22 protein-coding genes and 3 pseudogenes are annotated in these 24,562 nt (G+C 34.9%); 4 read left to right on the forward strand and 21 right to left on the reverse strand.

Annotated elements, in window-relative coordinates:
• Positions 1-49: 49 nt before the first annotated feature.
• The 15 genes and pseudogenes from H280_RS0107395 to H280_RS0107465 all read right to left on the reverse strand — a co-directional run bounded on the left by H280_RS0107395 (position 50) and on the right by H280_RS0107465 (position 14,129).
• Positions 50-316 (reverse strand): YciI family protein, encoded by a 267-nt coding sequence (locus H280_RS0107395; RefSeq protein WP_020060484.1) that lies wholly within the window; start codon positions 314-316, stop codon positions 50-52.
• A 251-nt stretch (positions 317-567) separates the two neighbouring features.
• Positions 568-1,491, reverse strand: coding sequence for a CobW family GTP-binding protein (locus tag H280_RS0107400; RefSeq protein ID WP_020060485.1), 924 nt, complete (start codon positions 1,489-1,491; stop codon positions 568-570).
• A 173-nt stretch (positions 1,492-1,664) separates the two neighbouring features.
• Positions 1,665-1,868 carry a copper chaperone CopZ gene (gene copZ / locus H280_RS0107405; protein ID WP_020060486.1) on the reverse strand — a complete coding sequence of 68 codons (204 nt, stop codon included), beginning with the start codon at positions 1,866-1,868 and terminating at the stop codon, positions 1,665-1,667.
• A 21-nt stretch (positions 1,869-1,889) separates the two neighbouring features.
• A complete protein-coding gene (locus H280_RS0107410; protein WP_020060487.1) occupies positions 1,890-4,286 on the reverse strand; it encodes a heavy metal translocating P-type ATPase in 2,397 nt (798 codons plus the stop codon).
• A 12-nt stretch (positions 4,287-4,298) separates the two neighbouring features.
• The gene (locus tag H280_RS0107415; protein WP_020060488.1) at positions 4,299-4,610 is read right to left on the reverse strand and encodes a metal-sensing transcriptional repressor; all 312 of its coding nucleotides are present in this window, start codon (positions 4,608-4,610) and stop codon (positions 4,299-4,301) included.
• Between the two features lie 143 nt (positions 4,611-4,753).
• Positions 4,754-4,912: pseudogene (locus tag H280_RS0107420) on the reverse strand (multicopper oxidase domain-containing protein); the annotation flags it as partial.
• A 68-nt stretch (positions 4,913-4,980) separates the two neighbouring features.
• Positions 4,981-5,877, reverse strand: coding sequence for a M23 family metallopeptidase (locus tag H280_RS0107425; RefSeq protein ID WP_020060490.1), 897 nt, complete (start codon positions 5,875-5,877; stop codon positions 4,981-4,983).
• Between the two features lie 84 nt (positions 5,878-5,961).
• On the reverse strand, positions 5,962-7,002 hold the full coding sequence (locus H280_RS0107430; protein WP_081625631.1) for a sensor histidine kinase: 1,041 nt from the start codon (positions 7,000-7,002) through the stop codon (positions 5,962-5,964).
• Positions 7,003-7,021: 19 nt separating this feature from the next.
• Positions 7,022-7,709: pseudogene (locus tag H280_RS23230) on the reverse strand (response regulator transcription factor).
• Positions 7,710-8,045: 336 nt separating this feature from the next.
• Entirely contained in the window at positions 8,046-9,680 is a 1,635-nt protein-coding gene (locus H280_RS0107440) for a peptide ABC transporter substrate-binding protein (protein WP_020060492.1), read from the reverse strand.
• 152 nt (positions 9,681-9,832) lie between these two features.
• Positions 9,833-11,140 (reverse strand): bifunctional S-methyl-5'-thioadenosine deaminase/S-adenosylhomocysteine deaminase, encoded by a 1,308-nt coding sequence (locus H280_RS0107445; protein ID WP_020060493.1) that lies wholly within the window; start codon positions 11,138-11,140, stop codon positions 9,833-9,835.
• Between the two features lie 111 nt (positions 11,141-11,251).
• On the reverse strand, positions 11,252-11,599 hold the full coding sequence (locus H280_RS0107450) for a YunG family protein (RefSeq protein ID WP_020060494.1): 348 nt from the start codon (positions 11,597-11,599) through the stop codon (positions 11,252-11,254).
• Positions 11,600-11,645: 46 nt separating this feature from the next.
• Positions 11,646-12,092, reverse strand: a complete 447-nt coding sequence (locus tag H280_RS0107455; RefSeq protein WP_020060495.1) for a GNAT family N-acetyltransferase — start codon at positions 12,090-12,092, stop codon at positions 11,646-11,648.
• Between the two features lie 191 nt (positions 12,093-12,283).
• Positions 12,284-12,850, reverse strand: a complete 567-nt coding sequence (locus tag H280_RS0107460; protein WP_020060496.1) for an AAA family ATPase — start codon at positions 12,848-12,850, stop codon at positions 12,284-12,286.
• Positions 12,851-13,205: 355 nt separating this feature from the next.
• Entirely contained in the window at positions 13,206-14,129 is a 924-nt protein-coding gene (locus H280_RS0107465; RefSeq protein ID WP_020060497.1) for an alpha/beta fold hydrolase, read from the reverse strand.
• Positions 14,130-14,348: 219 nt separating this feature from the next.
• Here H280_RS0107465 and H280_RS0107470 point away from each other — a divergent pair, with 219 nt between their 5' ends.
• Complete coding sequence (locus tag H280_RS0107470; protein WP_020060498.1) at positions 14,349-15,110, forward strand: DODA-type extradiol aromatic ring-opening family dioxygenase; 762 nt, start codon at positions 14,349-14,351, stop codon at positions 15,108-15,110.
• Between the two features lie 142 nt (positions 15,111-15,252).
• Here H280_RS0107470 and H280_RS0107475 read toward each other — a convergent pair whose 3' ends face one another.
• Positions 15,253-15,957 (reverse strand): CPBP family intramembrane glutamic endopeptidase, encoded by a 705-nt coding sequence (locus tag H280_RS0107475; protein WP_020060499.1) that lies wholly within the window; start codon positions 15,955-15,957, stop codon positions 15,253-15,255.
• Between the two features lie 278 nt (positions 15,958-16,235).
• Positions 16,236-17,159, reverse strand: coding sequence for a GNAT family N-acetyltransferase (locus H280_RS0107480; RefSeq protein ID WP_028411145.1), 924 nt, complete (start codon positions 17,157-17,159; stop codon positions 16,236-16,238).
• Positions 17,160-17,516: 357 nt separating this feature from the next.
• Here H280_RS0107480 and H280_RS0107485 point away from each other — a divergent pair, with 357 nt between their 5' ends.
• Together H280_RS0107485 and msrA are read left to right on the forward strand one after the other, a co-directional pair.
• A complete protein-coding gene (locus tag H280_RS0107485) occupies positions 17,517-18,650 on the forward strand; it encodes a CapA family protein (protein ID WP_020060501.1) in 1,134 nt (377 codons plus the stop codon).
• 92 nt (positions 18,651-18,742) lie between these two features.
• Positions 18,743-19,279, forward strand: coding sequence for a peptide-methionine (S)-S-oxide reductase MsrA (gene msrA / locus H280_RS0107490; RefSeq protein WP_020060502.1), 537 nt, complete (start codon positions 18,743-18,745; stop codon positions 19,277-19,279).
• 71 nt (positions 19,280-19,350) lie between these two features.
• Here the strand turns inward: msrA and H280_RS0107495 are convergent, their stop codons facing one another.
• Both H280_RS0107495 and H280_RS0107500 read right to left on the reverse strand, forming a co-directional pair.
• Entirely contained in the window at positions 19,351-19,989 is a 639-nt protein-coding gene (locus H280_RS0107495; RefSeq protein WP_020060503.1) for a FusB/FusC family EF-G-binding protein, read from the reverse strand.
• Between the two features lie 194 nt (positions 19,990-20,183).
• Complete coding sequence (locus H280_RS0107500; protein WP_020060504.1) at positions 20,184-20,447, reverse strand: CD3324 family protein; 264 nt, start codon at positions 20,445-20,447, stop codon at positions 20,184-20,186.
• A gap of 434 nt (positions 20,448-20,881) precedes the next feature.
• Between H280_RS0107500 and H280_RS0107510 the strand changes: the two genes are divergently transcribed.
• The gene (locus H280_RS0107510; RefSeq protein WP_020060505.1) at positions 20,882-22,516 is read left to right on the forward strand and encodes a putative polysaccharide biosynthesis protein; all 1,635 of its coding nucleotides are present in this window, start codon (positions 20,882-20,884) and stop codon (positions 22,514-22,516) included.
• A gap of 219 nt (positions 22,517-22,735) precedes the next feature.
• On the opposite strand, the pseudogene H280_RS26065 reads toward H280_RS0107510, so the two are convergent.
• Both H280_RS26065 and H280_RS0107515 read right to left on the reverse strand, forming a co-directional pair.
• Positions 22,736-23,042: pseudogene (locus tag H280_RS26065) on the reverse strand (hypothetical protein).
• Positions 23,043-23,200: 158 nt separating this feature from the next.
• Complete coding sequence (locus H280_RS0107515; RefSeq protein WP_020060506.1) at positions 23,201-24,409, reverse strand: MFS transporter; 1,209 nt, start codon at positions 24,407-24,409, stop codon at positions 23,201-23,203.
• Between the last annotated feature and the right edge of the window lie 153 nt (positions 24,410-24,562).

A 24,562-nucleotide genomic window follows, 5' to 3' on the forward strand; every position in this document is an offset into this window, starting at 1 on the left:
TTTAATTTTCAAAATAAAAAACATACAATTGTATGTTTCCATCACATTACTAAAATGTCTTTGAAAGTGGATGCAATGGATGAACTGTTGCTTGAAGTATCTCATCAGAGACAGCAGGATTATGACTCACTAACTCTTTAGCTGCCTCAATGCTCTCCATGCCACCAGTATCATCCATGAAAGGACCTCCAGCTATCACTTTTTCCGTTCTATGCTGGGTCCAATATACTTTATGTTCTTCTAAATTCTGTTCCCAAATGTGTTTTCCTTTCTCCCAATTTTCACCTTGTGTCAACAAAATAACAAAATATTTCATTTTCACAGGCTCTTTTTTAAATATTCATCTATATAAATACAAGTTGACTTTTTAACATCTAAGTCGCTGCTATGCAGAACAAAACATGGCCGCTACTTGCTGTCTATCTTTGTTTTAAACTTTGCACGTGGCAGAAATAGGCCCTGACCGATTTCTATGCATGGCCAGTTGCTCTCGCCCACCGAAAAAGAAAAGGGCTTTTATGTTAGTTTTTCAATTTGCATCTATATAAAAACAATCGTACACAAACCTTACAACTCAACTTGTTCCAAACTCTCTAGTTCTTTCTTCAATTTCGCTTTATCTAAATTCTCACCAATAATTACAAGATTTGTAGGAAACCCAAAATCTTGCTCCAATAAAGATGGTACACCAAATGAATATTGCAGCAAGGTTGGGTATTTATCACCTTGAAATTTCACAAACCCTTTGACGCGATAAATTCCCTCAGGTAAATTAGAAAGCCACTCATACAACTTGCCCTGATCAATTGATTTTGTAAATGGATAAGTCATAGTTTGAATATGTAAATGCTGTTTCACATGTAACTTTTCATGCTTTTGATCACTTGTTAGCTTTATATCTTTAAAATCCTCTAAAGACATATTACAATACTGTGTTTCATATAATTTTGCATGTTTATTTATTAACGCTACTTCCCCAACAATCTGTTTCTTCTCTTCGCCCTTAAGCAAATCTGATTTATTGATGAGAATATGACTTCCAAACTTTATTTGTTCGTTTAAAAGTTGTTGTACGCTTTTACTTAATGTTTCCCGATTTAACCACCGGTTTGCATCTAATACAACAATAATGGACTTCACTTCAATATAAGGAGCTAAAATTGGTGAGAGACAAGCGTCTAATACTTCAATCGGATGCGCAACTCCAGTTGTTTCTATATAAACTACATCAGGTCTTTCCTCCTGATATAATGAGTGCAGCTGAATTTCTAATTCATCTTTCATCGTACAGCAAATACAGCCTTTTAAAAGTTCTCTTAAAATATTTTCTCGTCCTACAATATCTGTATCTACGGAGTATTCACCTATTTCATTCATTAATACTGCCACTTTTCGATTTCTCTTCTTTTCCGCTAATAAAAGATTTTGAAGTAGCGTTGATTTTCCGCTCCCTAAAAAACCACCTAAAATATGAATTTCTACTTTGTTCATATGATCAACTCTCCATTTCTTTGTTACTACTTATTACATTTAAAACACCGTTAATTAACGAAATTATTAAAACTTAAAAAGATTGCATAATGCCCACAATAACTATACTTTAACATACTAAAAGGCCACTTTTCATAAAGCGACCTTTTTGCTAAAAATTATTGAATCTATTTTTATAGTACGTCATATCCTTGATCTTCAATAGCTTCTTTCATTTTTTCTACATCTACTTTTGCTTCATCATATTCTACATTTACAGTTCCTTCTTGCAAGTTTACTTCTATATTTTGCACTCCTGCTAACTCTGAAAGTGCATTTGTTACTGCCATTTTGCAATGATTACATGTCATTCCTTGTACGTTTAATGTAATTGTCATATTAAATTCCTCCATATTAATTTATATGTTAACGCGTTTCAAACGAAGTGCGTTCGTCACAACAGATACAGAGCTAAATGCCATCGCTGCTCCGGCTACCCATGGCTCTAGTAACCCAAATGCCGCTACGGGAATACCAATTGCGTTATAGAATAAAGCCCAAAACAGGTTTTGACGAATATTTCTCATCGTCTTACGACTTAACTCAATTGCTTTTGGTATATATGATAAATCACCGCCAACTAAAGTAACGTCTGCAGTTTCAATCGCTACATCTGCACCCGTTCCAATCGCCATACCAATATTAGATTTCGCAAGAGCCGGTGCATCGTTAATACCATCACCCACCATTGCAACATGCTTTCCTTGTTTTTGTAAATCCTCTACAAGTTTAGCTTTAGCTCCTGGTAATACTTCCGCAAATACATGGTCAATACCAACTTGCTTTGCAATCGCTTCAGCAGTGCGTGTATTATCACCTGTTACCATGTATACTTCAATTCCCATTTGCTTCAGTGTTTGAATTGCAGTCTTTGAACTTTCTTTTACTGTGTCAGCAACAGCGATTATTCCAGCAAGTTCCCCATCAATTGCGACAAGCATCGCTGTTTTACCTTGAAGCTCTAATTCTTTCATCGTTTCTTCATGCTGTGAAATTTCTACTAATTGTTCATTCATCAACTTGCGCGTTCCTACAAGAACCTTTTTATCTTCAACGTTCGCTTCAATGCCATGCCCCGGAATGGCTGAAAAATGCTGTAGCTCCTTCAATTCTATCTCATTTTGTTTTCCATACTCAACAATAGCATGAGCTAATGGATGCTCGGAAGCACTTTCAGCTGAAATCGCACAATGAACCATGCCTTCTTGAAATTGTAACACGTCAGTAACTTCTGGTTTCCCTTTTGTTACGGTTCCTGTTTTATCTAATAACACTGCATTTACCTTATGTGTTCCTTCTAGGTATTCACCTCCTTTAAAAAGAATACCTTTTTCTGCTCCTTTTCCTGTACCAACCATAATCGAAGTTGGTGTAGCAAGCCCTAATGCACATGGACATGCGATTACTAAAATCGCAATTCCTACTTCCAATGCTTTTGACAAATCTCCTGGTGCAATAAAAATATACCATACTAAGAATGCTACGATAGCAATTCCTACAACGATTGGAACAAAAACACCTGAAATAACATCCGCTAATCGTTGAATTGGGGCCTTAGATCCTTGCGCTTCTTCAACAATTTTAACAATGCCGGCCAACGCTGTGTCCTTTCCAACCTTTTCAGCTTGAATCATGAGCACTCCATTTGCATTAATAGTTGCTCCAATAACCGGATCTCCTTCTTTTTTGTCTACTGGAATAGACTCTCCAGTAATCATAGATTCATCGACAGAGGATACCCCCGAAATGACAATACCATCTACGGATATTTTCTCTCCTGGCTTTACAATAATCTTATCTCCAATAACAACCTCTTCAAGCGGTACTCTTACTTCTTGACCATTTCGCACAACAACCGCATCTTTCGCCTGTAAACTAAGCAATTTAGAAATTGCTTCCGTTGTCCGTCCTTTGGCCATTGTTTCAAAATATTTCCCGACTAAAATTAACGTAATTAACACTGCACTTGTTTCAAAATATAAATCAGGCTCATATTCAGGATTCCCTACTGTTTTCAACGCTTCATATAGGCTGTAGAAGTAAGCGGCTGATGTTCCTAAAGCAACTAACACGTCCATATTGGCACTTTTATTTCGAAGAGCACGATAAGCACCTACATAGAAATGTCCTCCAATATAAAACTGAACTGGCGTTGCTAATAAAATTTGAACCCATGGATTCATAAGAATATGCGGCAATGGTAATCCCGTATCGAACGGCATATGTCCAACCATTGTATAAAGTAAAGGTAAGGACAAAAGAATCGAAATGATAAGTTGACGCTTTTTCTCCTTAATCATTTCTTCTTTTCTTTCTGAACGCTCTGCACTTTCGTTGCGTATTTGTCCTTTATATCCAATTTTCTTTATCTTTTCTATAATACTTTCTGTAGAAACTAAACCTTCGCTATATTCTACAACAGCGCTATTAGTAGCTAAATTAACAGTAGCGTGTGAAACGCCTTCCATTTTATTTAATACTTTTTCAATTCGAGTGGCACAAGCTGCACATGCCATTCCTTCAATATCAAAGGTAACTTTTTCTGCTGATACACTATACCCTAACTTCCCAATTTTCTCTTTTATATTAGAAAGTTCTTGCTGAGACGGATCGTATTTAATACTTACTTTCTCCATCGGCAAGTTTACGTTAGCTTCTACCCCATCCATTTTATTTAGCACTTTTTCAATTCGAGTGGCACAAGCTGCACATGTCATTCCTGTTATTCCAAGCGTAACATGTTTTTGATTTTCCATCTTATCCCCCTCCTATTTTGAAAACTGCTTAATAACATTCATTAATTCTTGAATCGATTCGTCCCCATTTCCCTCATGAACTGCCTTTGCAACGCAATGCTTTGTATGGCGCTCCAATAAAGAAAAACCGACCTTATTTAACGCTGCATTAATCGCTGAAATTTGAATTAATATATCAACACAATAACGGTTATCTTCAACCATTTTTTGAACACCACGCACTTGCCCTTCAATACGTTTTAAACGTTTTATCACGCTTTGAATTTCCTCTTCTGTTCGAGGAACCATCTTTTGATCTATATGATTTCCTTCGCAATGATCCATTACTATCACCTCATGAATTATAATTATTAATCTTTATATACATCATACGGGTAGGGGGTATAAAAGGCAATTGGTTATAAGTACATTTTTTGAATTTTTTTCAAAATTTAAAAACATTTTTCATATAACAAATGAATTCAATATCACTCTGGCATATTGGGATTTGGAACATAATCTTTATATTTCACTTCTGTTACCATCCCGGCAGATACATGGTGCAAATCATGACAATGGAGCATCCATTCACCTGGATTATTTGCCACAAATGCTACTTCATACTCTTCTCCTTGTTTCAAATTTAATGGCCATGTTACTTCCATCATTATCGGCTAAATTAAGAATTGCTACCAGAAAAAACCTTCCTAAAATCTCAGGTTGGAGAAATGACATCCCCTGTCGGTACATCTCTTCCATCTTCTATACGAATTCCCCCCTTTGGCATCGCTGGTCCATCTATATCACGAAAATATAATGGTAATCCTTCAGAAAGAAACATACTCGTCTTAGCTGGATCTTGCCGTTGATGATGAATGTGTAAATGCGGTTCACTCGAATTTCCAGAGTTGCCAACACGAGCAATTACAGCTCCTTCTTCTATGTGTTGTCCTATCTTCACTTTAACAGATCCCTGTTTTAGGTGAGCAAGGACAAGATATGTTCCCGTCTCATCTAAGCGTATATAAATATGATTACCCGCCATAGACTTAAAATTATCATTTTCTGATGTTAAATCTGCTTCTGAATCCTCTACAGATATAACCGTTCCTGATGCAGGAGCTATTACCTCCACTCCATATATGTCATAATCCTCTAGTTGCGAATTTGTTATCCCTTTTTGCGGAGCAATAAAATCATACGCCCATCGTTGATTTGGTTCGATAGCATGGTAATTTGTTTGAAGTCGATCTCCTCCCCAACCTACCCGAACAGTTTCACGAAACGGAAGTCGAATTGTTACTTTCGGTGTAGCTGAATTAGCATTTGCTGGATAAGCGATTTGTCCTATTCCAACAAACCAACATACCGGCCACGCAGCTGCTATGGATAAAATAAAAATCGTAACGGTTGTTTTATGTATTTTACTTTTAGAAAGCAATTTACCTACCATTACACATAACGTAATCATTACACTAATGAAACCGACAATACTAAAAGCTTGCATTCCCCACCAAGCTAAAGTAGACACAATACCGGGAACTAAATAAACAGAACCCCAACCTACTACTAAGATTGTAATAAACATGATTATTATCCATTTCTTCCACATCGTATTCCCTCCATTTGTAATATCTCATATTAAGATCGTACAAAATAATAATTACGACATTTGAAAGAAATACTTACAACTTTCTTACGGTTTTATTGAATATTGCGGCAAAATGATTGTGAACACTGTTTCAGCGTCATCACTGCATACTGTAATATCACCTTTATGTATATTGGCAATGCTCTTAGCAATAGCAAGTCCCATTCCTTTCCCACCCGTATGAACACTTCGTGACTTTTCTCCTCGATAAAATTTTTCAAATATATATGGGATATCTTCTTGTAAAATTCTCTTCCCGTAATTTTTAATATTCACCTTAACATTTCTATCTTCTTGAAAAATTTGCACATCAATTTTCTTTCCAGATTTCCCATAAAAAATGCTGTTGCTAATTACATTTTGCATCAACCTTACTAGCAAACTGATATCTGCTTCTATTTGTAAGTCTTCACTACACTCTATATGAAAATTCATTTGCACTGCTTCTAATTGTGGAATAAAATCTACCATAACTTGTTCTACTAATTGTTTTACCCCTACTATTTCTTTATGTAACTTAATTTCTCTATAATTAATTTGACTATATTCAAGTAAATCATCTATTTGATTTTTCAACTCATAGCTTTTACGTTTTACAACTTCTACATATTGCTGGCGATTCTCTTTGTTCGTATCAAGGTTACGTTCTATTAAATCAACATAACCAATTAACGATGTTACCGGTGTCCGCAGATCATGAGAAATATTCCCAATCATCTCATTTTTCATCTTTTGTGCGAACTTCTCTTTTTCAATTGACGCCTTCAAACTGTTTGTCATTTTATTAATATTTATTGCTAGTTGTCCTATTTCATCGTTTTTCAGTGTTTGTATCTGTACGTCTAAATTTCCTTTGCTAATTTCTTTTACATTTTGATTAATTTCTTCTAATCTCGTTATCATATTCTTTGATAATAAAAAGAAAAAGAATGAAGTGAAGATAAGAAAAATAACAAAATAAATAAAAGAATATTTCTCCTCTAATTCTGCTATATTTCCATATACATGGCTAATAGCATTTTGAAAGAAGACAATACTTAAAGTCGCTAATACAATACTGCATATAAAAATGAAAAAAAGCCTCATTCTTAATCCTTGAAACAATTTAGCTTTCAATTTTATATCCTACTCCCCATACATTTTGGATAAATTTTGATTCTTTCGGATTCGCTTCTATCTTCCCTCTTAATCTTGCTAGATGAACCATAACAGTATTATTGCTTTCGTAGGCTGTTTCTCGCCAAACGCTTTCATATATCTCTTCTAGCGTAAATACGCGGTTTAGATGTGTTACCATCAGATGCAAGATCTCACGTAAGATTAATATGTTCTCCATATAACATTACCTTTCTAGAGGCCTCATCTATTTCTAATCCCCTAATTTGTATTTTCTTCTCATGAACTTGTTTTGAAGGGTGATTTAAATACATATATCTTCTTAACTGTGCTTTCACTCGTGCTATCAGCTCAATTACACTAAATGGCTTCTCAATATAATCATCTGCACCTGTGCTTAATCCGATGACTTTATCTACATCTGTTGTTTTCGCACTTAAAAACATAATAGGAATATTATAATCCTCTCGTATTCTCCTGCACACTTCAATTCCATCTATAACCGGCATCATAATATCAAGAATAACCAGTTCAATATCGTTATCTAAAAACAGGTGTATTGCTTGTTCTCCGTTGTAAGCCTTTACAACTTTGTAACCTTCTTGCTGCAAGTACACTTCAATCATTTGAACAATATCCTTATCATCATCTACGACTAATATAGATTGTTGTTTCATACTCCATCCTCTTTTTGTTTATTTTCGAAATATATTCCATATCCTCATAGTATCATGTTCACAACGTAAAAACTTCGAAATATTCTAGACATTAAACTATATATAAATCAATTTTAATCTTTCAGCATATAAGTTGCTGTTATGCAGAGTGCAACACGACCTGTACTCGCTTGCGCCCTTTGTTTTAAAACATCGCATGTGGTAGGAAAAGGCCCTGACCGCTTCTATGCACGGCCAGATGCTCTCGTCCTCCCCTAAAAGGAAAGTTCTTTTAACTTGTATATATAAGAAAAAAGCTAAGGCTTATCGAAAGCGCTTAGCTACTTGACCTCTTATCTATTTCTCCTTTTCACTTATATAAGCATGCTTATACGTATAAACACCGCCAAATTGATGTTTTTCAATACCTTTTACATATTCCTTTTGAACGTATGCTGAACCTGTATGGTAAAGCGGTGCAATAGCAGCGTCTTCTAATAAGATTCTCTCTGCTTCTTGCATAGCTTTCCAGCGTTTTTGCTCATCCAATACAAAATCATTTTTCGCACTATGTATAAGCTTATCATACCCCTTATTTGAATAACTCATTTTATTATTTAAATTATCTTTCGTAAATAGTTCTAAATAACTGATTGGATCTTTGTAATCTGGAGCCCATACAACCATCGATATATCATACTGCCCCGTTTGTTCAAGTTGTAATTTTTGTTTAAATGGTTGTGTTTTTACATTTATTGTTAATCCTTGTAAGTTCTTTTCCAGTTCTCCTTTTATATATTCTGCCATTTGCTTCGCTTGGTCCTGTTCAAACGTTAAAAATTCAAGTGTAATATGTTCTACACCAAGCTCTTTTTTCGCATCTTCCCAAAGATTCTTTGCCTTTTCAACGTTATATACGGCAAGATCACCGTTTTCTTTTCTGAAATCTTTTCCATTTTTTTCATTTTTATATCCTTCTGGTACAAGCCCTTCAGCTGCTGTTGCACCGTTGTTTAGAAAATGATTTACTACCGCCTCTTTATTTAAAGCCATAGAAAGTGATTGTCGTATTTTTGTGTTTGCTAGTGTAGAATTTTTTTGATTAAAACGCAACATAGCTATAGCAGAATCTTTCGTTGTATAAAAATCACTTTTCTCTTTATATTTATCAACAAACGAAGAATTAATTGGCGTACGATCAATACTACCTGTTTCATATAAATTAACTGCTGTCGCTGTATCTTTTACAATATGAAAATTAATTTCTTCTAGTTTCACTTTATTTTTATCCCAATATGTATCATTTCGCTTCAACTTAAATTCTTGCTCATGTTTCCATTCCGATAATACAAATGGACCATTGTAAGTCAAATGTTCTGGTTCTAATCCATACTTACTTCCTTTTCCCTCAACAAACGATTCGTGCTGTGGTAAATAAATAGGCAGTGTCAGTAAATAAAGGAAATATGGAAGTGGTTTCTCTAACTGTATCTCTAATGTAATATCGTCTATCGCTTTTACACCTAGTTGATCTACAGCTAAAGCTCCTTTGTTTATTGGTTCCGCATTTTTTATATTAAATAACATGTACGCATATTGTGATGCTGTTTCCGGTTTCACTGTACGCTGCCATGAATAGACAAAATCACGAGCTGTTACAGTATTCCCATTCGACCATTTTGCATCTTTACGCAAATGAAATACATATGTTTTTCCATCTGTACTTTTCTCAAAAGATTTTGCAACACCAGGGACTGGGTTATCTTTCTCATCAAGTACATATAATCCTTCAAATATATTTTGCATGACATGCGCTGATGTACCGTTCATAGATTTTGCAGTATCTAAGGACGGAATTTCTTCTGAGATTGTTACATTTAATACTTGTTTTCCACTTACTTCCTTCGATTTACTCGAAGGATTACTACAAGCTGAAATCAATAATGAGGTGGCAAGTATAATTCCTATCAGTAGTCGTTCATGTTGTTTCATAAATCGGCTCCTTTAATGAAATAATAAAGCGCTTTATATTATAACAGAATAATTATCATAAAAGTGTTACATTTCACTGAATTTTCACCTTTCCAAATATATACAAAAACACTATTCTTTCATTAAATGAAAGAATAGTGTTCTCTTATTACTTACATTTTCAATCCTTGTTTGTAACGGCCCGCTTCAAATATAATACGTTCTTCATCTAACGTTTTACACTCACCGTTCCAAACAATATGTTTTCCATTAATAACTACATCTGAAACGTCTTTGCCGCTCGCTGCGTATACAAGATGTGATAACACTTCTTCTGCAGGCTGTAAATGTGGCTTTTTAGATGGATCAATTGTAATAAAGTCAGCACACTTGCCTACTTCTAATGAACCTGTTTGGTTCATCCCAATTACCTCTGCCCCTACTTTTGTCGCTAATGTGAGAAGTGTTTCAACAGGTAATGTTGTCGCGTCTTTATGAACACCTTTTTGCAATAAAGTGGCAATGCGCATTTCCTCAAACATATCTAAATTGTTATTAGAAGCCACACTATCTGTTGCAATTCCGACTTTTATGCCGCTCTCTAACATTGCACGAACGTTCGCGATACCCGATCCTAATTTTAAATTACTAATCGGATTATGAGCAACGCGCACATCATGTTCTGCTAAGAAAGTGCGCTCATTATCATTTAGCACAACACCGTGAGCAATTACAGTCGGTCTTTTAAACAATCCACAATCTGCTACATACTCTACTGGCCGTTTTCCATATTGCGCTTCAATATCTTGAACTTCACGTTCTGTTTCAGAAAGATGAATATGGACCATCGTCTTATTTTCCACTGCAATTCGTGCACACTCTTCTAACATTTCCGTAGAACATGCATATGGACTATGAGGAGCAACCATCGTTGTTAACATACTATCTTTATTGGCATAGCGTTTCACATACTTTTCCGCTTCCTGAATTGCCTTCTTTTCATCCTCTTTCGTTCCGAAGCTAAATAATGTTCGAGAAACAGCTGCTCGCATACCACTTTTACGAACAGCTTCCATAATAGAATCCTGATCTACTCCAATTGGATTAAACATATCAGAAAATGTTGTTGTTCCGCTTTTCACCATTTCTAATAAACCAAGTTCTGTGCTAGCAACAGCAAGCTCTGGTGTAAATTGATTTTCAAGCGGCCAAATTCTCGTTTCAAGCCATGGCTTTAAGAGCATGTCGTCACCTATTCCACGTAAAATGCTCATCAAGACATGCGTATGCGCATTCACCAAACCTGGCAATACCCACTTCCCATGAAGATTAATAATTTGATCTACTTCTTTTCCGCTCGGTAATTCTCCTGATTGTACCTCTATAATTTGATCATCTTCTACAATGATATATCCATTTTTCAACACTTCATTTTTTTCATTTAAAGTCACGATTGTAGCGCTTACATATGCTGTTTTCACGAATATTTCCCCTCTCGACTCTTTTAGAAATAATGATTCTCCACAAATAAGTTACTACCGTTATAGTAACCCATTTAACGATAAGAGTCAAAAGATAAATTAATATGAGATTTATTCCTTTATATGGATACGAATCTTTTGCTTTAAAGCATCGTATTGTATTTCATTTGTATCAGTAAATGCTTCTTCTCTATTAGAAGAAATATCCATATATGTAATCTCTTCTAAAAATTGTGATGCTGTATAATCATATCTTTTACCATTAATTCTGTTATAAAAATGCCATCCTTCAGAAACTTTCGTTTTCATGATCTCTCCTCCAAAGAAATCATTGATTAGTAATGCTGTTACACCACATTGCCCTTTCGCTGGATTGTCTAATGTCCATTTTGTGCTTGTCTCTTTTGACCAAGATTGAAACAAAACCTCTCTCATCTGTTCTATTTCCATATACGTCATACTTAGCATCTCCTAACTGAATTCAAAATATCTAATGAAAATTAATTTACACATCATACCGCAAAAGTGGCAATACACGATTTTTTAAAACAGTAGAAGGTGTTTTTCCTATTAATTTCGCTCCCATTTTTACATAATACCCCTTCGCATTTGGGTCACTATCAATCGTAAAACTCTTTATATTTAACTCAACTGCTTTTTGAACAACGCTTTCCCAAAGAATTCTGCCATAACCTTTTCCTTTGTATGTTGGGTGCAGATATAGAAAATCAAGACTGTCTACTTCTTTTCTCTGAAAGGAAAAAAAGCCGATTATTTCTTGGTTTTCTTCTAAAATGTACACATAGTTATTCTTCATATATTGTTCTGTCATTGTTAAGTCTTCCTTACACGCCAATATAAATTCTTCACTATAATTCCAAGTTGCTTTTGAGGATAGTGCGATGTTACTTAGCTCTTTTGCTTCTTCTAATAATGCTTTTCTAACAATCATGTATTTCTCTCCCTTTTTCTTTTATCCATACAGAAAGAAAAATTCTTTTATTTCTGAATATTAATTGCAATATTATTTTCTCTCTCCGAAAAAAAGACGCCCCATTAGCTTAATAATCTCTACTTTTTAAATGAGTACACCTTTTGTAAAACTCTAACATTACTTGATCATTATCAACTAACTGAGAATAATCATAAACATTTAGCGATATGAATCACTTCTTTAATAACAGAATCAACTTCCGCGTTGTCTTTAATTACAAATAAATGATCTGCTTCACCATTTACTGGATCTGTTACATCTTCATTTAGGGATTCAGCCTGTTGCCGAACAAGCACTTCCTCAAAATTAGAATAAGCACCCCTAAATATATTGGTACTCCGCCTGCTTTGAGTAACTCGTTTATGAAGAACATCATCTGGAATATCAAAATGAACCAAGATACGAACAAACTCATCTTTTTTAAACAACTCTTCAAGCAAATACAATCGTCCATCTCGACTTCGATTTGAGTTGCAAATAATAAGATGTAAATCAGTATGTTCTTTGGCATAATCGACAATTAACTTTGAGAGAGCATGCTTAAGAGTATTAGGTCCTCGTTTTGGTTGTAATTCCTTATAATGAGTGTTTATAAATTCAGCGTGGTTATCTTGGTCCATAACAAAGGAGTTATGTAACTCTTTTTCTAGAGCCCTTGCAAATGTAGTTTTCCCACTATGCGTTTTACCTACTGTTATAATTACTAACCTTTTCATAACTTTAACCTCCATTGTTACAGCATAAGTTATTCCAAAAAACTGCTCCTTTGATTGAAGAAACAATATTGTATCCTCAATCCATTATCAGTAAAATAAAGGCGCCTTATCTGTGTTAAGGCGCCTTTATTTGAAATATAAAAAGTCTTTCATAGTAAGTTCCGTTGTTTTTATTTGCCAAACAAATATTGTAGAAAGTTCTTAGAATCGTTACTCTTGATAATCATCTTGTATTTTCTTTTCTCGGTACACTTTGCTCAAGAAATGATGACATCGCTTGTTTAAAATTCTTTGTTAAACACAACAGCTAATACCACTCACTCCTAATTGTTGAATCTTCATTTGCTACAAACCACTATTTTACATGCTCGTCTAACCAAGAAATCACATCTTGGAACACGTCCTGTCTGTTTACCTCATGAAACATTTCGTGCCTTCCATTCTCATATAAACGGATTGTTACGTCATTGACACCACATTTTTTATACATGTCATACACTTCTTGTACACCTTTGCCCATATTTCCAACTGGATCACGATCTCCTGAAAAAATATAGATAGGTAAATCTTTTGGTGTTTTCTTATACGCCTCCAGCCTGTTCACAGCCAGCACACCGTTAAATAATTCACGGTAAAAACTCGTTGTACAAATAAAGCCACATAATGAGTCCTCTATGTATCTATCAACTTGATTCGTATCAGAAGACAACCAATCAAACTTCGTACGGTTTGGCTTAAAATGCGAATTAAAATTACCAAATGATAAAAAGTTCAGCATTGGGCTTTTCGTTTTTGCGCCGCGAAGTTTCATTTCAACTGTTGCCACTTTATGACCAATAACTCCTAAAAGCCCCGGATTCCCTCCCGTTCCGGAAATAAGGAAGCCATTATATAATTCACCGCGAATTTGCACGGCACGCCTTGATAAGAAAGAACCCATACTATGACCTAATAAGAAAAGTGGACAAGCATGTTCCTCCTGAATAAGCTCTGAAACGAAAATTACGTCAGAGACAGCTTGATCCCATCCTACATTCGGCTCAAAATGCCCATAATCTTCTTCATACTTTACTGTTTTTCCATGTCCGCGATGATCATGAGCATATACCCCATATCCAGCTTTCAATAGCGCTTCAATGCATTCTATATATGCACCAGCATGTTCCGCCATACCATGTGCAATTTGAACAATCCCGCGAGGTTTATTTTCTGGTAACCATTTACGTAAATAAATTTCCGATCCATCCGACGTCATAATAAAGCTTTCTTGTCTATTCATTTTGAACTCCCCCAAATCTCTCATCTATTACTCAATAATATAAATCTACACCCTCACAAAATGAATCACCATTCATATTTCTTACTATAAATTATATGTAAAAGCTTTCCTTATTACAAATCATGATATTTGACTTTCTATTACTTCATTCTTGACGAAACTAAAATAAATATATATAGTTACTTACATAAAGTAACTATATTATTGGAGGTAATCACTATGATTCCATCTCTTTTTTTAGCACATGGGTCACCTATGTTAGCCATTCAAAATACAGACTATACAAGTTTTTTACAAACACTTGGTGAAACATACAAACCAAAAGCAATTGTCATTTTTACAGCTCATTGGGAAAGTGAAATTTTAACTATTTCTTCTTCAGATAATGAATATGGAACGATTTATGACTTTGGTGGTTTTCCACCTGAACTATATGAGATAAAATACGGGGCAAAAGGTTCGTCATCTATTGCAGCTATGTTAGAAGAGAAGTTCAAAAAGCAAGGGATTGCGGTTCAAAAAGATACAACACGCGGATTAGACCATGGCTCGTGGACACTCCTGCACCGTATGTATCCAAAAGCTGATATACCCGTTGTTCAAATCTCAGTAAATCCATTCCTATCTGCAAGAGAACAATATGAAATCGGAAAGGCTCTTCAAGGACTTGGGGAAGAACATATTTTAGTCATCGGAAGCGGTGTTACCGTTCACAATTTACGAATGTTAAAGTGGGAACAAACTACACCTGAACCATGGGCTGTTGAATTTGACGAATGGCTCATTGATCAAATCCAAAACACAAATATAGAAGCCCTATTTAATTGGGAATCGGAAGCTCCACATGCACGTTTAGCTGTGCCAAGAGCAGAACATTTTGTTCCTCTTTTCATTGCAATGGGGAGTGGTAATACAAAGGCTAAAATGATTCATCGAAGCTATGAATTTGGAACTTTAAGTTATCTTTGTTTACAATTTTAATTACTATTTATAAAAATAAAAAACCGAAAGACTCCCCGATAGTTGATTTTGAATATAGTTCACTATCTAAAGTGAAAATAGGATGCTTTAAAAGCATGTATACAGTAGCATTGGATACTTCACCTGCTGACAACAACTTTTACTATCCCATCGTTGTCAGCAGCACCATAATTCCATTAGTTAGACCATGAATGATGACTGGTGCCCAAATTGAATTGGTTCGTTCATACGCCCATGCAAAGACTATACCACTCAAGAAGTTTACAGGCATCGCGTTATAAGTTGGAATGTGGATAATTGTAAAGATTACTGAGCTTAGAAAAATGGCCACTATCATACCTAAGCGCGTACGCAGCCATCGATATAAAAAACCACGATAAAATATTTCCTCATATACTGGTGAAATGACCGCCGCAGAAATAAAGGCAATAAGAACTGTAAAGAAATTTACGTTTTGCTGCATAGCCTCAGTTTTGCTGTTCTCATAAGTATTCCCAATAAAACTAGTAAGTGCCATCACTATTACATCACCAACCATTAATATAATAGTTAGTAAGACAATAACTTTCCAATCCTTCATAGACAATGACCTGATTCCTACTTCACTCCAAGAAAGCTTCTTTGGACGAAGAACGATAAAATATACACCTAAAACTAAAACAATCGCTATTGTTAATCCTATTAAAGTTCCTGAATATAACTCATTATTAAACCACTGAGAATAAATAGGCTTTACTAAGAATTTTATGCCCCCTATAACAAATACAAATTCAAGTAGCATCATTAATAAAAATTCTTTTAATCCCCAATGGTCTTGCTCCTTCCAATTCATGTCATTTTTCTTCATTCACCATTCCTCTTTCTTTGTATTCTATATCTTAACTATAATAGATGACGTAACGTCACTTACAACCTTCATTTTCATGAGGAATTAAATAAATTGATGGATTACAGGAAGACAGGTATCCAAGCGACATAATTTCACTCCCAGAATAAAAAACACCCCTTTAGATATGATTACCTAAAGGGATAAAGCATCGTGACTTTATTTCAACCCTATATTCAAAAACCAAAATACACATATAAAGTCAAAGAAGTCCAGTAATTCACCACTAGACTTCCACTTTATTTCCTAACAGAAACTTCCTTATCAAACCGTACAAATTTACTCTGCACTTTCATTCCAGCTGTTTCGTATACGCGTGGTGCACCTGTAATATTCTCAGAGTCTACATTTAGATGAACTTTAGAAATCCCGTCTTGTTGCAATTGACCAAATGCATGATGTAATAGCGCTAATCCCAATCCTTGTTTACGCCTTGAACGACATACACCTAAGTGAGTAATTTCAGCTTTATTGTCAGTACCCTTTTTACTAAAGATAAAACCAACTACTTCATCTCCATGCATCGCTAGTGACCATAATGTAGGATGGAATCCCTCTCTTTCGGTACGTTTCAAAAACTCTTCAAGTGAAGAAGGATGCGAATTCCAGTGGTCTGCAAAGGCTTCATTAAAAGCTTGATGTAACCCTCCATCATCCACACCTGGTATGTAATGTCGTACAGCAATCTCTTTTGGCCATAGTGGAGATGGAACATTTGATTTTAATTCAATCCCCATCTCCCACCAAATACGGGTTGGAGTAAAACCAGCTTCTGCTAATACTTCTTCCTCATAGTTATTATTTGCTTGTGTTACAATCGTACCGTCCAAGCGAGGAGAATACTCTACGAGCTCCGTAGCTCGCTCTTCAAGCATTGACCATAATGAATATTCAATACCTTGCTGTATGTAATCAGGATTTATTAATACAGCAGAAGGAAATTGTCCTTCATTTCCGGTAAGAATCCCGTATCCGATTATATTTTCTTCTTCATTTATAACAACAGAAGAGCTCTTACTCACATCAATATCTTTCCATGAGTTGATAATATCCTCTTCTGTCGTATCAATTTCACCATAAATAGCTTGATCGTAAATCGTGCATAGCTTTACAATTTGTTGTAAATCTTCTTGTGTTGTTGCTCTAATGAATAGGCCATTCACTAAGTTTCCCATAACTTCTATCCCCCTCTTCAAAAAAAACAAAAAAGTCCGAATATTAATATTATAAAACAAGATACTATTGTTCTTAAAGAGCAATTTCTATTTTCATTCTAATTTCAATACAATCCCCTTCTTTAAATAGCCCATTATTATGACATTGATTTCCCCTCTATTTTTTGATATTTTACTATACATTTCAATTTTGTTACTTTCATTCAAATTCATTTTCATATAAAGTTATAAGTAGAAATGAAACTTCTCGAGTTAACTTCATATAAAAATCCTTAAAGTGTTATATTTTAATATTTTTTAAAACAAACAACTCTACACACTATTTTTATAAGGAAAGGACTACATATGAAAATTCGGAAAAGAACATTACTAAAACGGACTATAGTATTAGCTGTACTCTTTACCCCGATAATCTTATTGATTAACTATGCGCTAAGTTCAGACACGAAAAATGATCAAAATACAGGGGTAAAAAATAAACAAACAGAAAAAGCTAAAGGAAAAGAACAAACAAAAAAACCGAAAGAAGATCCTGAGATTACTCTTACATTCTCGGGTGATACAATGTTTGATTGGCAATTACGACCTGTTATTCAAAGTAAAGGTGCTGATTATCCATTTCAGCATGTAAAACCGGAAATAGAAAAAGCGGACTACTCATTTGTAAATTTAGAATCTGCGTTTACAACTCGCGAGAAAAAATATCCTGGCCAACTGTTTTGGATTAAAAGCGATCCTTCTACGTTAAAAGCTATTAAAAATACAGGCTATGATATTGTTAATATCGGAAATAATCATACACTCGATTATTATCAAGACGGCTTATTGGATACAATTTCGCATGTTGAAAAAATGGGATTTCCGTATATCGGCGCAGGAAAAAATGCAAAAGATGCATATACAGCGAGAGAAGTTACAATTAAGGGAAAAAAATTTAAATTCCTCTCTTTCGTTCGTTTTATGCCTGATGCTGCATGGATAGCTACAGAAAACAAACCAGGAATTGCAAATGGTTACGATTTAAACCTAGTTACAAAAACAATTAAAGAACAAAAGAAAGATGCTGACTATATGATTGTATATATGCATTGGGGAGTCGAAAAAACAAATCGTCCTGCTGCTTATCAAAAAGAATATGTTCAAAAAATAGTAGAAGCAGGTGCAAATGCGATTGTTGGAAGTCATCCGCATTGGTTACAAGGCTTTGAATATTACGACAAAGTTCCTGTTGCATATTCACTTGGAAACTTCCTCTTCCCTGATTATGTTAAGGGACATAGTGCAGAAACTGGAGTTCTAACAATGAAATTTAAAGGAAACGACGTCCGCATGTCATTTAATCCTTACATGATTCGTAATAACCAAATTACGCCGCTTCAAGGTACAGAAAAACAAACCATGCTGCAATATTTACAGTCTATTTCAAACGATGTACAAATTAATCAAAATGGAGATATTATGAATAAACGCGCACAATAATTTTCTTCCTACCTTCCTGACTTTTCTCTTGCGATGATTCAAAACATATACGATACTATATGAAACATATCAATTTAAGGGGATTACATACGATGGAAGAAAAACAATATGAACTTGCAACTTTTGCTGGCGGTTGCTTTTGGTGTATGGTCAAACCATTTGATGAATTGCCTGGTATACACAAAATCCTTTCAGGTTATGCAGGAGGACATGTTGAAAACCCAACATATGAAGATGTAAAATCAGGGGAGTCTGGACATTTAGAAGTCGTTCAAATTACATTTGATCCTACTATATTTCCTTATCAAAATTTATTAAATTTATATTGGCCACAAATTGATCCAACAGATGATGGTGGACAATTTTTCGACCGCGGTCCATCATACCGTACAGCAATTTTTTATCATAATGAAGGACAAAAAGAACTTGCTGAAAAATCGAAGTTAGCATTAGCAGAAAGCGGTATGTTTAAAGACCCAATTGTAACAGAAATCCGCCCAGCTACTCCATTCTATGTGGCTGAAGAATATCATCAACATTTTTATAAAAAAAATCCAGAGAAATATGCACAAGAACGGAAAGAATCTGGTCGGGAAGAATTTATTAAAACAAACTGGCAAAAGAAATAATACAATAAGGAAAAAAGGACACAAAAAGCAGTGTCCTTTTTCTTTCCCTTATTCACAACTTTATCTATTACTTATTTTCTCACTCTCTCAATGAAATCATGTAATTTATCGAGTGAAGTAATATTACAATTACACACTGTACTATCTCGACAAATATAGTTTCCCTTTTTCACAAAAGTACCTGGTACATCACCTTTTATTTCAACAAGAAACATTCCCACTTCTTCATGTTTATGGCACAATGAACAAATGCTTTTTTTGTTTATACTTTGAAATGTACCTTGCACACCTACAAGCTTATTATCTTTACGAGCTAGTATGAACTTTCTGCTTGATCCTTTATCAATCCAACTTAAATAAGATGTCTCTTTCATATTGATTTCTTCCATTTCAGGCAGTTTAAGCTTTTTAACCTTAGGAAATAATTTTTTTAATGTTTGCTCGGACACTTCTTGAAACGGTATGATATATGGCGATAACTTGAGCAAAAATGATTCTGCATCCTCTCTATTTTGAATCGTCAAAATCATATCCATTAATTCTTTTTGTTCATCTGTCAGATCTTCAAACAGATGTAATACTTTTTCTATCGCCAGAGATTTCAGCGCAGCAATAACTCCCTTATCATTCGCAGTTGCATGTCCATTCACTAAAATATAAGCTTGTGATTTTATAAAATTATATTGATCACTTCTAATAAAAGCATTCATTCCTATCACTCCATACAAAATTGTTTATCCCGCATTAACGGGCAGTAAGACCCCCACTGACGGAAGTTTCACTTTATCTATTTTTTATTTTATACAATGAATTTTCTTTATAAAATGCAGAAAATCATTTAGAAACAAACTTTACATACAAAAACACTGAGTATTTTATATGAAAAACTCAGTGCTTTGTATCTTTATTTGGAGTACACGATTTTTTTTATGGTTTCAATGGAGAGAAAATATTCTTCAGCTAATTGACAAATTGAAGTTCCGCTTTTAAAAGCATCTTTAATTTCTTTATTTCGATCATCAAGTTGCTTTCTTCCTCCAGAACGTGTACCCCACTTATGATAAGCATTTTCTTGTTTTGGAATATAAATCGTTTCACCCTGTACATACTTTTGAATTTCTATAATTAACTGTTCAGGTAAAACAGTCGCTGCTTTTACATATTTCATTTCCGCTCGCCCCTTATTTTTTATGTTTCATCTAAATAAGGTGCAAAGCCAAATATAAGAGAAATGATACAAGTCCATTGAGGCGATTGTATGTTTAGATCTCTACCTCATGCAAAGTATCGCCGTTTCCATACTTGGCTTTGCATGAGACGCTGCAGTATCTAGCAATTTCATTGTAATTGCCATACCCACACCCCCTAATATATCTTTTGAATCCCCTCTTATTATATGATAAATTTTTCCTAATTGCATCTTCATGCCCTGTAAACGATTGTATTATTACAAATATCCAAACCATCTATTAAAATTCCCAAACAAACACACTTTGTAAAAATTCTGTAATAATAAATTGATTATTTTACTTTATAAAATACTAAGACAAGTTTATAGTAGAAAAAGATGATTCTTAAGCAACCAGAGTAGGAGGAAGTATTTTGTCTACTTCAAAAGTATTGAAAGGCACTGCCCTGCTAAGCGGTGCAACAATGATTTCACGTATTTTAGGTTTTATTTATTTTTTCCCATTCCAAGCTTTAGTTGGAAGTGAAGGAGTTGCTTTATATTCTTATGCGTACTCCTGGTATGGGATTTTACTAAGCTTTTCAACGGCAGGTATTCCGATCGCCGTTTCCAAATTCGTTGCCAAATATAACGCTTTAGGAGATTATAGTACAAGTAAAAAGTTATACAACTCAAGCTTAAAAGTAATGATGTTTATGGGATTCCTTGGTTTCTTAATTTTATTTTTCGGCGCACCTTACGTATCAGAATTAATTATTCGCTCTAAAACACCTGAACCTGGATTCGTCGAAGATGTAACATTAACAATGCGTGCGCTAAGCTTTGCACTTATTATTGTGCCAGCAATGAGCGTTACGCGTGGTTATTTCCAAGGTTTTCAATATATGAAACCAAGTGCCGTTTCACAAGTTGTGGAACAAATTGCACGTGTTATTTTTATTTTAGTTGGAAGCTTTATCGTTTCTAAACTATTAGGTGGATCAGTCGCATCTTCTGTAGCAGTTGCAACATTTGGAGCTGTTATTGGAGCCATTGCCAGTGTTTCCATGCTCATTATGTACTGGAAAAAATACAATGGACTTCGTGCGCCAGAAGGAGAACGAAAAACACGCTCTTCTTCATTCTCCTTAACAAAGATTTATATGGAACTGCTTCGATATGCGATTCCAATTGTCTTTGTAGGTATTGCCATTCCACTTTATACATTAGTGGATCAATATACAGTTGCTGATGCACTGCGAGCAATAGGCACACCGCTTGATAAAGCAAACGCTGTGTTCGCTTACATTACGAACTATGCTCAAAAATTAATTATGATACCAGCATCACTAGCAACAGGATTTTCACTTTCAATCATCCCGGCAATTACACAGTCATTTACGGGTGGTAAATTAGATGAACTGCAAAACCAAATTGAAAAGATTTTCACAGTCTTATTATTTTTCACAATTCCAGCATCATTTGGACTTGCGAGCATCGCATATGATGCATTTCGCATGGTATATTTCGATCACAATACAGCATTAGACGGTTCACAATATTTAATCTCATATGCACCGTCCGCTGTCATGAGTGCAATCTTCACCGTATCAGCTGCTATTTTACAAGGCATTGATTATCAACGTAAAACAATGATTGCCTTTACTGCCGGTATTCTTTTAAAAGTTGTTGTCAACACACCGCTTTTATACTTACTCGGTGGGCACGGTGCAGTATTAGGAACTATTCTAGGTTACCTCGTTTCTGATGTCATCATGTTATACTGCATTGTGAAATATACAAAGTTTAACATCGTAAAGACTAGTAAAACAATATTGCTTATTACCATTTACTCAGCTGCGATGTCTGCTGTAGTAGTTGGTGCAAAAACGTTATTAAAATGGTTAATTCCTGGTCAATCATACATCGAGTCATTAATAATTGTAGTCGTGTGCGGTTCTCTTGGCGGAATAGTTTACTTTGCGTTTGTATTTACAAGTGGACTTGCTTCTGACATTCTTGGCGATCGTATTAATCGACTACCACTGTTAAAAAAATTAAAACGCTAAATGTTAAAGAGATGTAACTTTCAATATTTTTGTTAAAAACATTGAAAGTTGTCATCTGGCTTTCAGATTACTGACTTTCCATATAATGTTCCACATTATATGACCTAAGAAATAAGGATAGATAAAAGCAGATATAATCGGCTTTATCTATCCTTTTTTAGTACCCTTTAATGAAGAAAAATCATTTTAACATCGCCGCGGGATTTAAGATGAAAATTTTTATTTTTCCCGATATGCTAAACAATGTTCATCGGAAATACGATAATTTCCCCTGCCAGTTAAAGCTGATACTTCCACTAATTTATGACCAAGATTGTCCCATACTGCAACTACATTCAAGGAGACCCATTCAAAATTCCCCCGTGCAAGTCGAAAGGAATAATAGTCATTATTTGTTGTTACCAAGACTTTTTTATAAGTAATCTGCTTTTTTTTCGGTTTTGAATCACCAGAACAAAGTCTAACTTTTCTTCTTTGTTTTATAAATTTTTTCTGCTTCTATTTTTAGTTCGGGTCTCCCCCTCATAATCTCTCCCTCCATACTTATATTTTAAAACTATATTTGCTAAAAGATTAATTTAAAACAACTAAGAGTTGGCACTATGCAATTAGAATTATACTTTTTTCTTTGTTGTGGTAAAACATGAAGTCATTTAGAGGTCTTGTAAATAAATCGTTTCATTTTCACGTACTTTTCCGATCATTTGGTAATAACCATGATGATAATCCAATTAACGGTAACATGCTACATAATATCATAATAAAGTTAAGACTATATATGTCTGCTAATTTCCCAAGTACAACTGCTCCTAATGCACCAAGTCCGAATGCAAGTCCTACAATTAATCCGGATACCATACCAACCTTCCCTGGAACAAGCTCCTGAGCATACACAACAATTACACTAAAGCTACTCGAACTAATAAATCCAATGCATAGAAACAATGGAACAACCCATACGAGCGAAACGTGCGGCAATAACAGCGCTAAAGGTGCCGAACCAAGCATGGAAAAAACAATAATATTTCGCTTTCCAAATCGATCTGCTAACGGCCCGCCAAAGAACGTTCCAAGTACGCCAGCAATCATGAAAGCAAATACGTAAAATTGTGCATTTTTAATAGATAATCCGTAATGCTCGATTAAATAAAACTGATAAAAGTTTCCAATACCTGCTCCGTACCATGAGCGAACAAACGTTAAAAATACAAGTAAAACAATAACAAACTTAATTCGGCTGCTTATTACTAAACTGTCAGCTTCTAGCGCAGCACGTTTCTTCCTTCTTACAGCCCCGCTTACTAACTCTCCTTTATACCACGTTGAAACAAAGTATAATAAAATAATTCCAACCATCGCAAAGCCTGTAAACCATACAGTTCCAATTTGTCCAAGCGGTACAAATACAAGTGCCGTAAAAATTGGCGCAAGCGAATTCCCTGTATTTCCTCCTACTTGATAAATGGATTGTGCTAAACCACGCTTTGCTCCTGCTGCCATATAAGCAACACGTGCGCCTTCAGGATGAAATACAGCGGATCCAAGTCCAATAAATAAAACGGATAAAATAACAATAAATAAGTTCGGCGCAAACGCAAGTCCAATCATCCCAAGCATGCTTGAAAACATTCCTAATGGCAGTAAAAACGGGGAAGGCTTCTTATCCGAATACATCCCAAACACCGGCTGCATAATGGAAGATGTCATATTCAAAGCAAAGGCAATCCAGCCCACCTGCATATAGGATAAATTCATCGACTTTTCTAAAATAGGAAACAACGCCGGTACAACCGCCTGCATCGAATCATTAAGAAAGTGCCCTAAACTAATCGCAAATAAAATACGGTAAATCGTTGGTGTATTCATCGCATTCGGCTTTGCTATTGTCTGCATGCCACACGCTCCTCTCCTCTTGTGCTGATACCAGCTTCTGCATATGTTCCACACACTTTTATTTTTCTGACTTTTTAAACAAAATCTATTCTATACCTCTTCTTCCTTTTTTTCCACTTCTATGCTTACCATATAATAAAACTTTATTTTTAT

The sequence above is a fragment of the Bacillus sp. 123MFChir2 genome (genome assembly GCF_000383235.1).
Taxonomy (GTDB): domain Bacteria; phylum Bacillota; class Bacilli; order Bacillales; family Bacillaceae_G; genus Bacillus_A.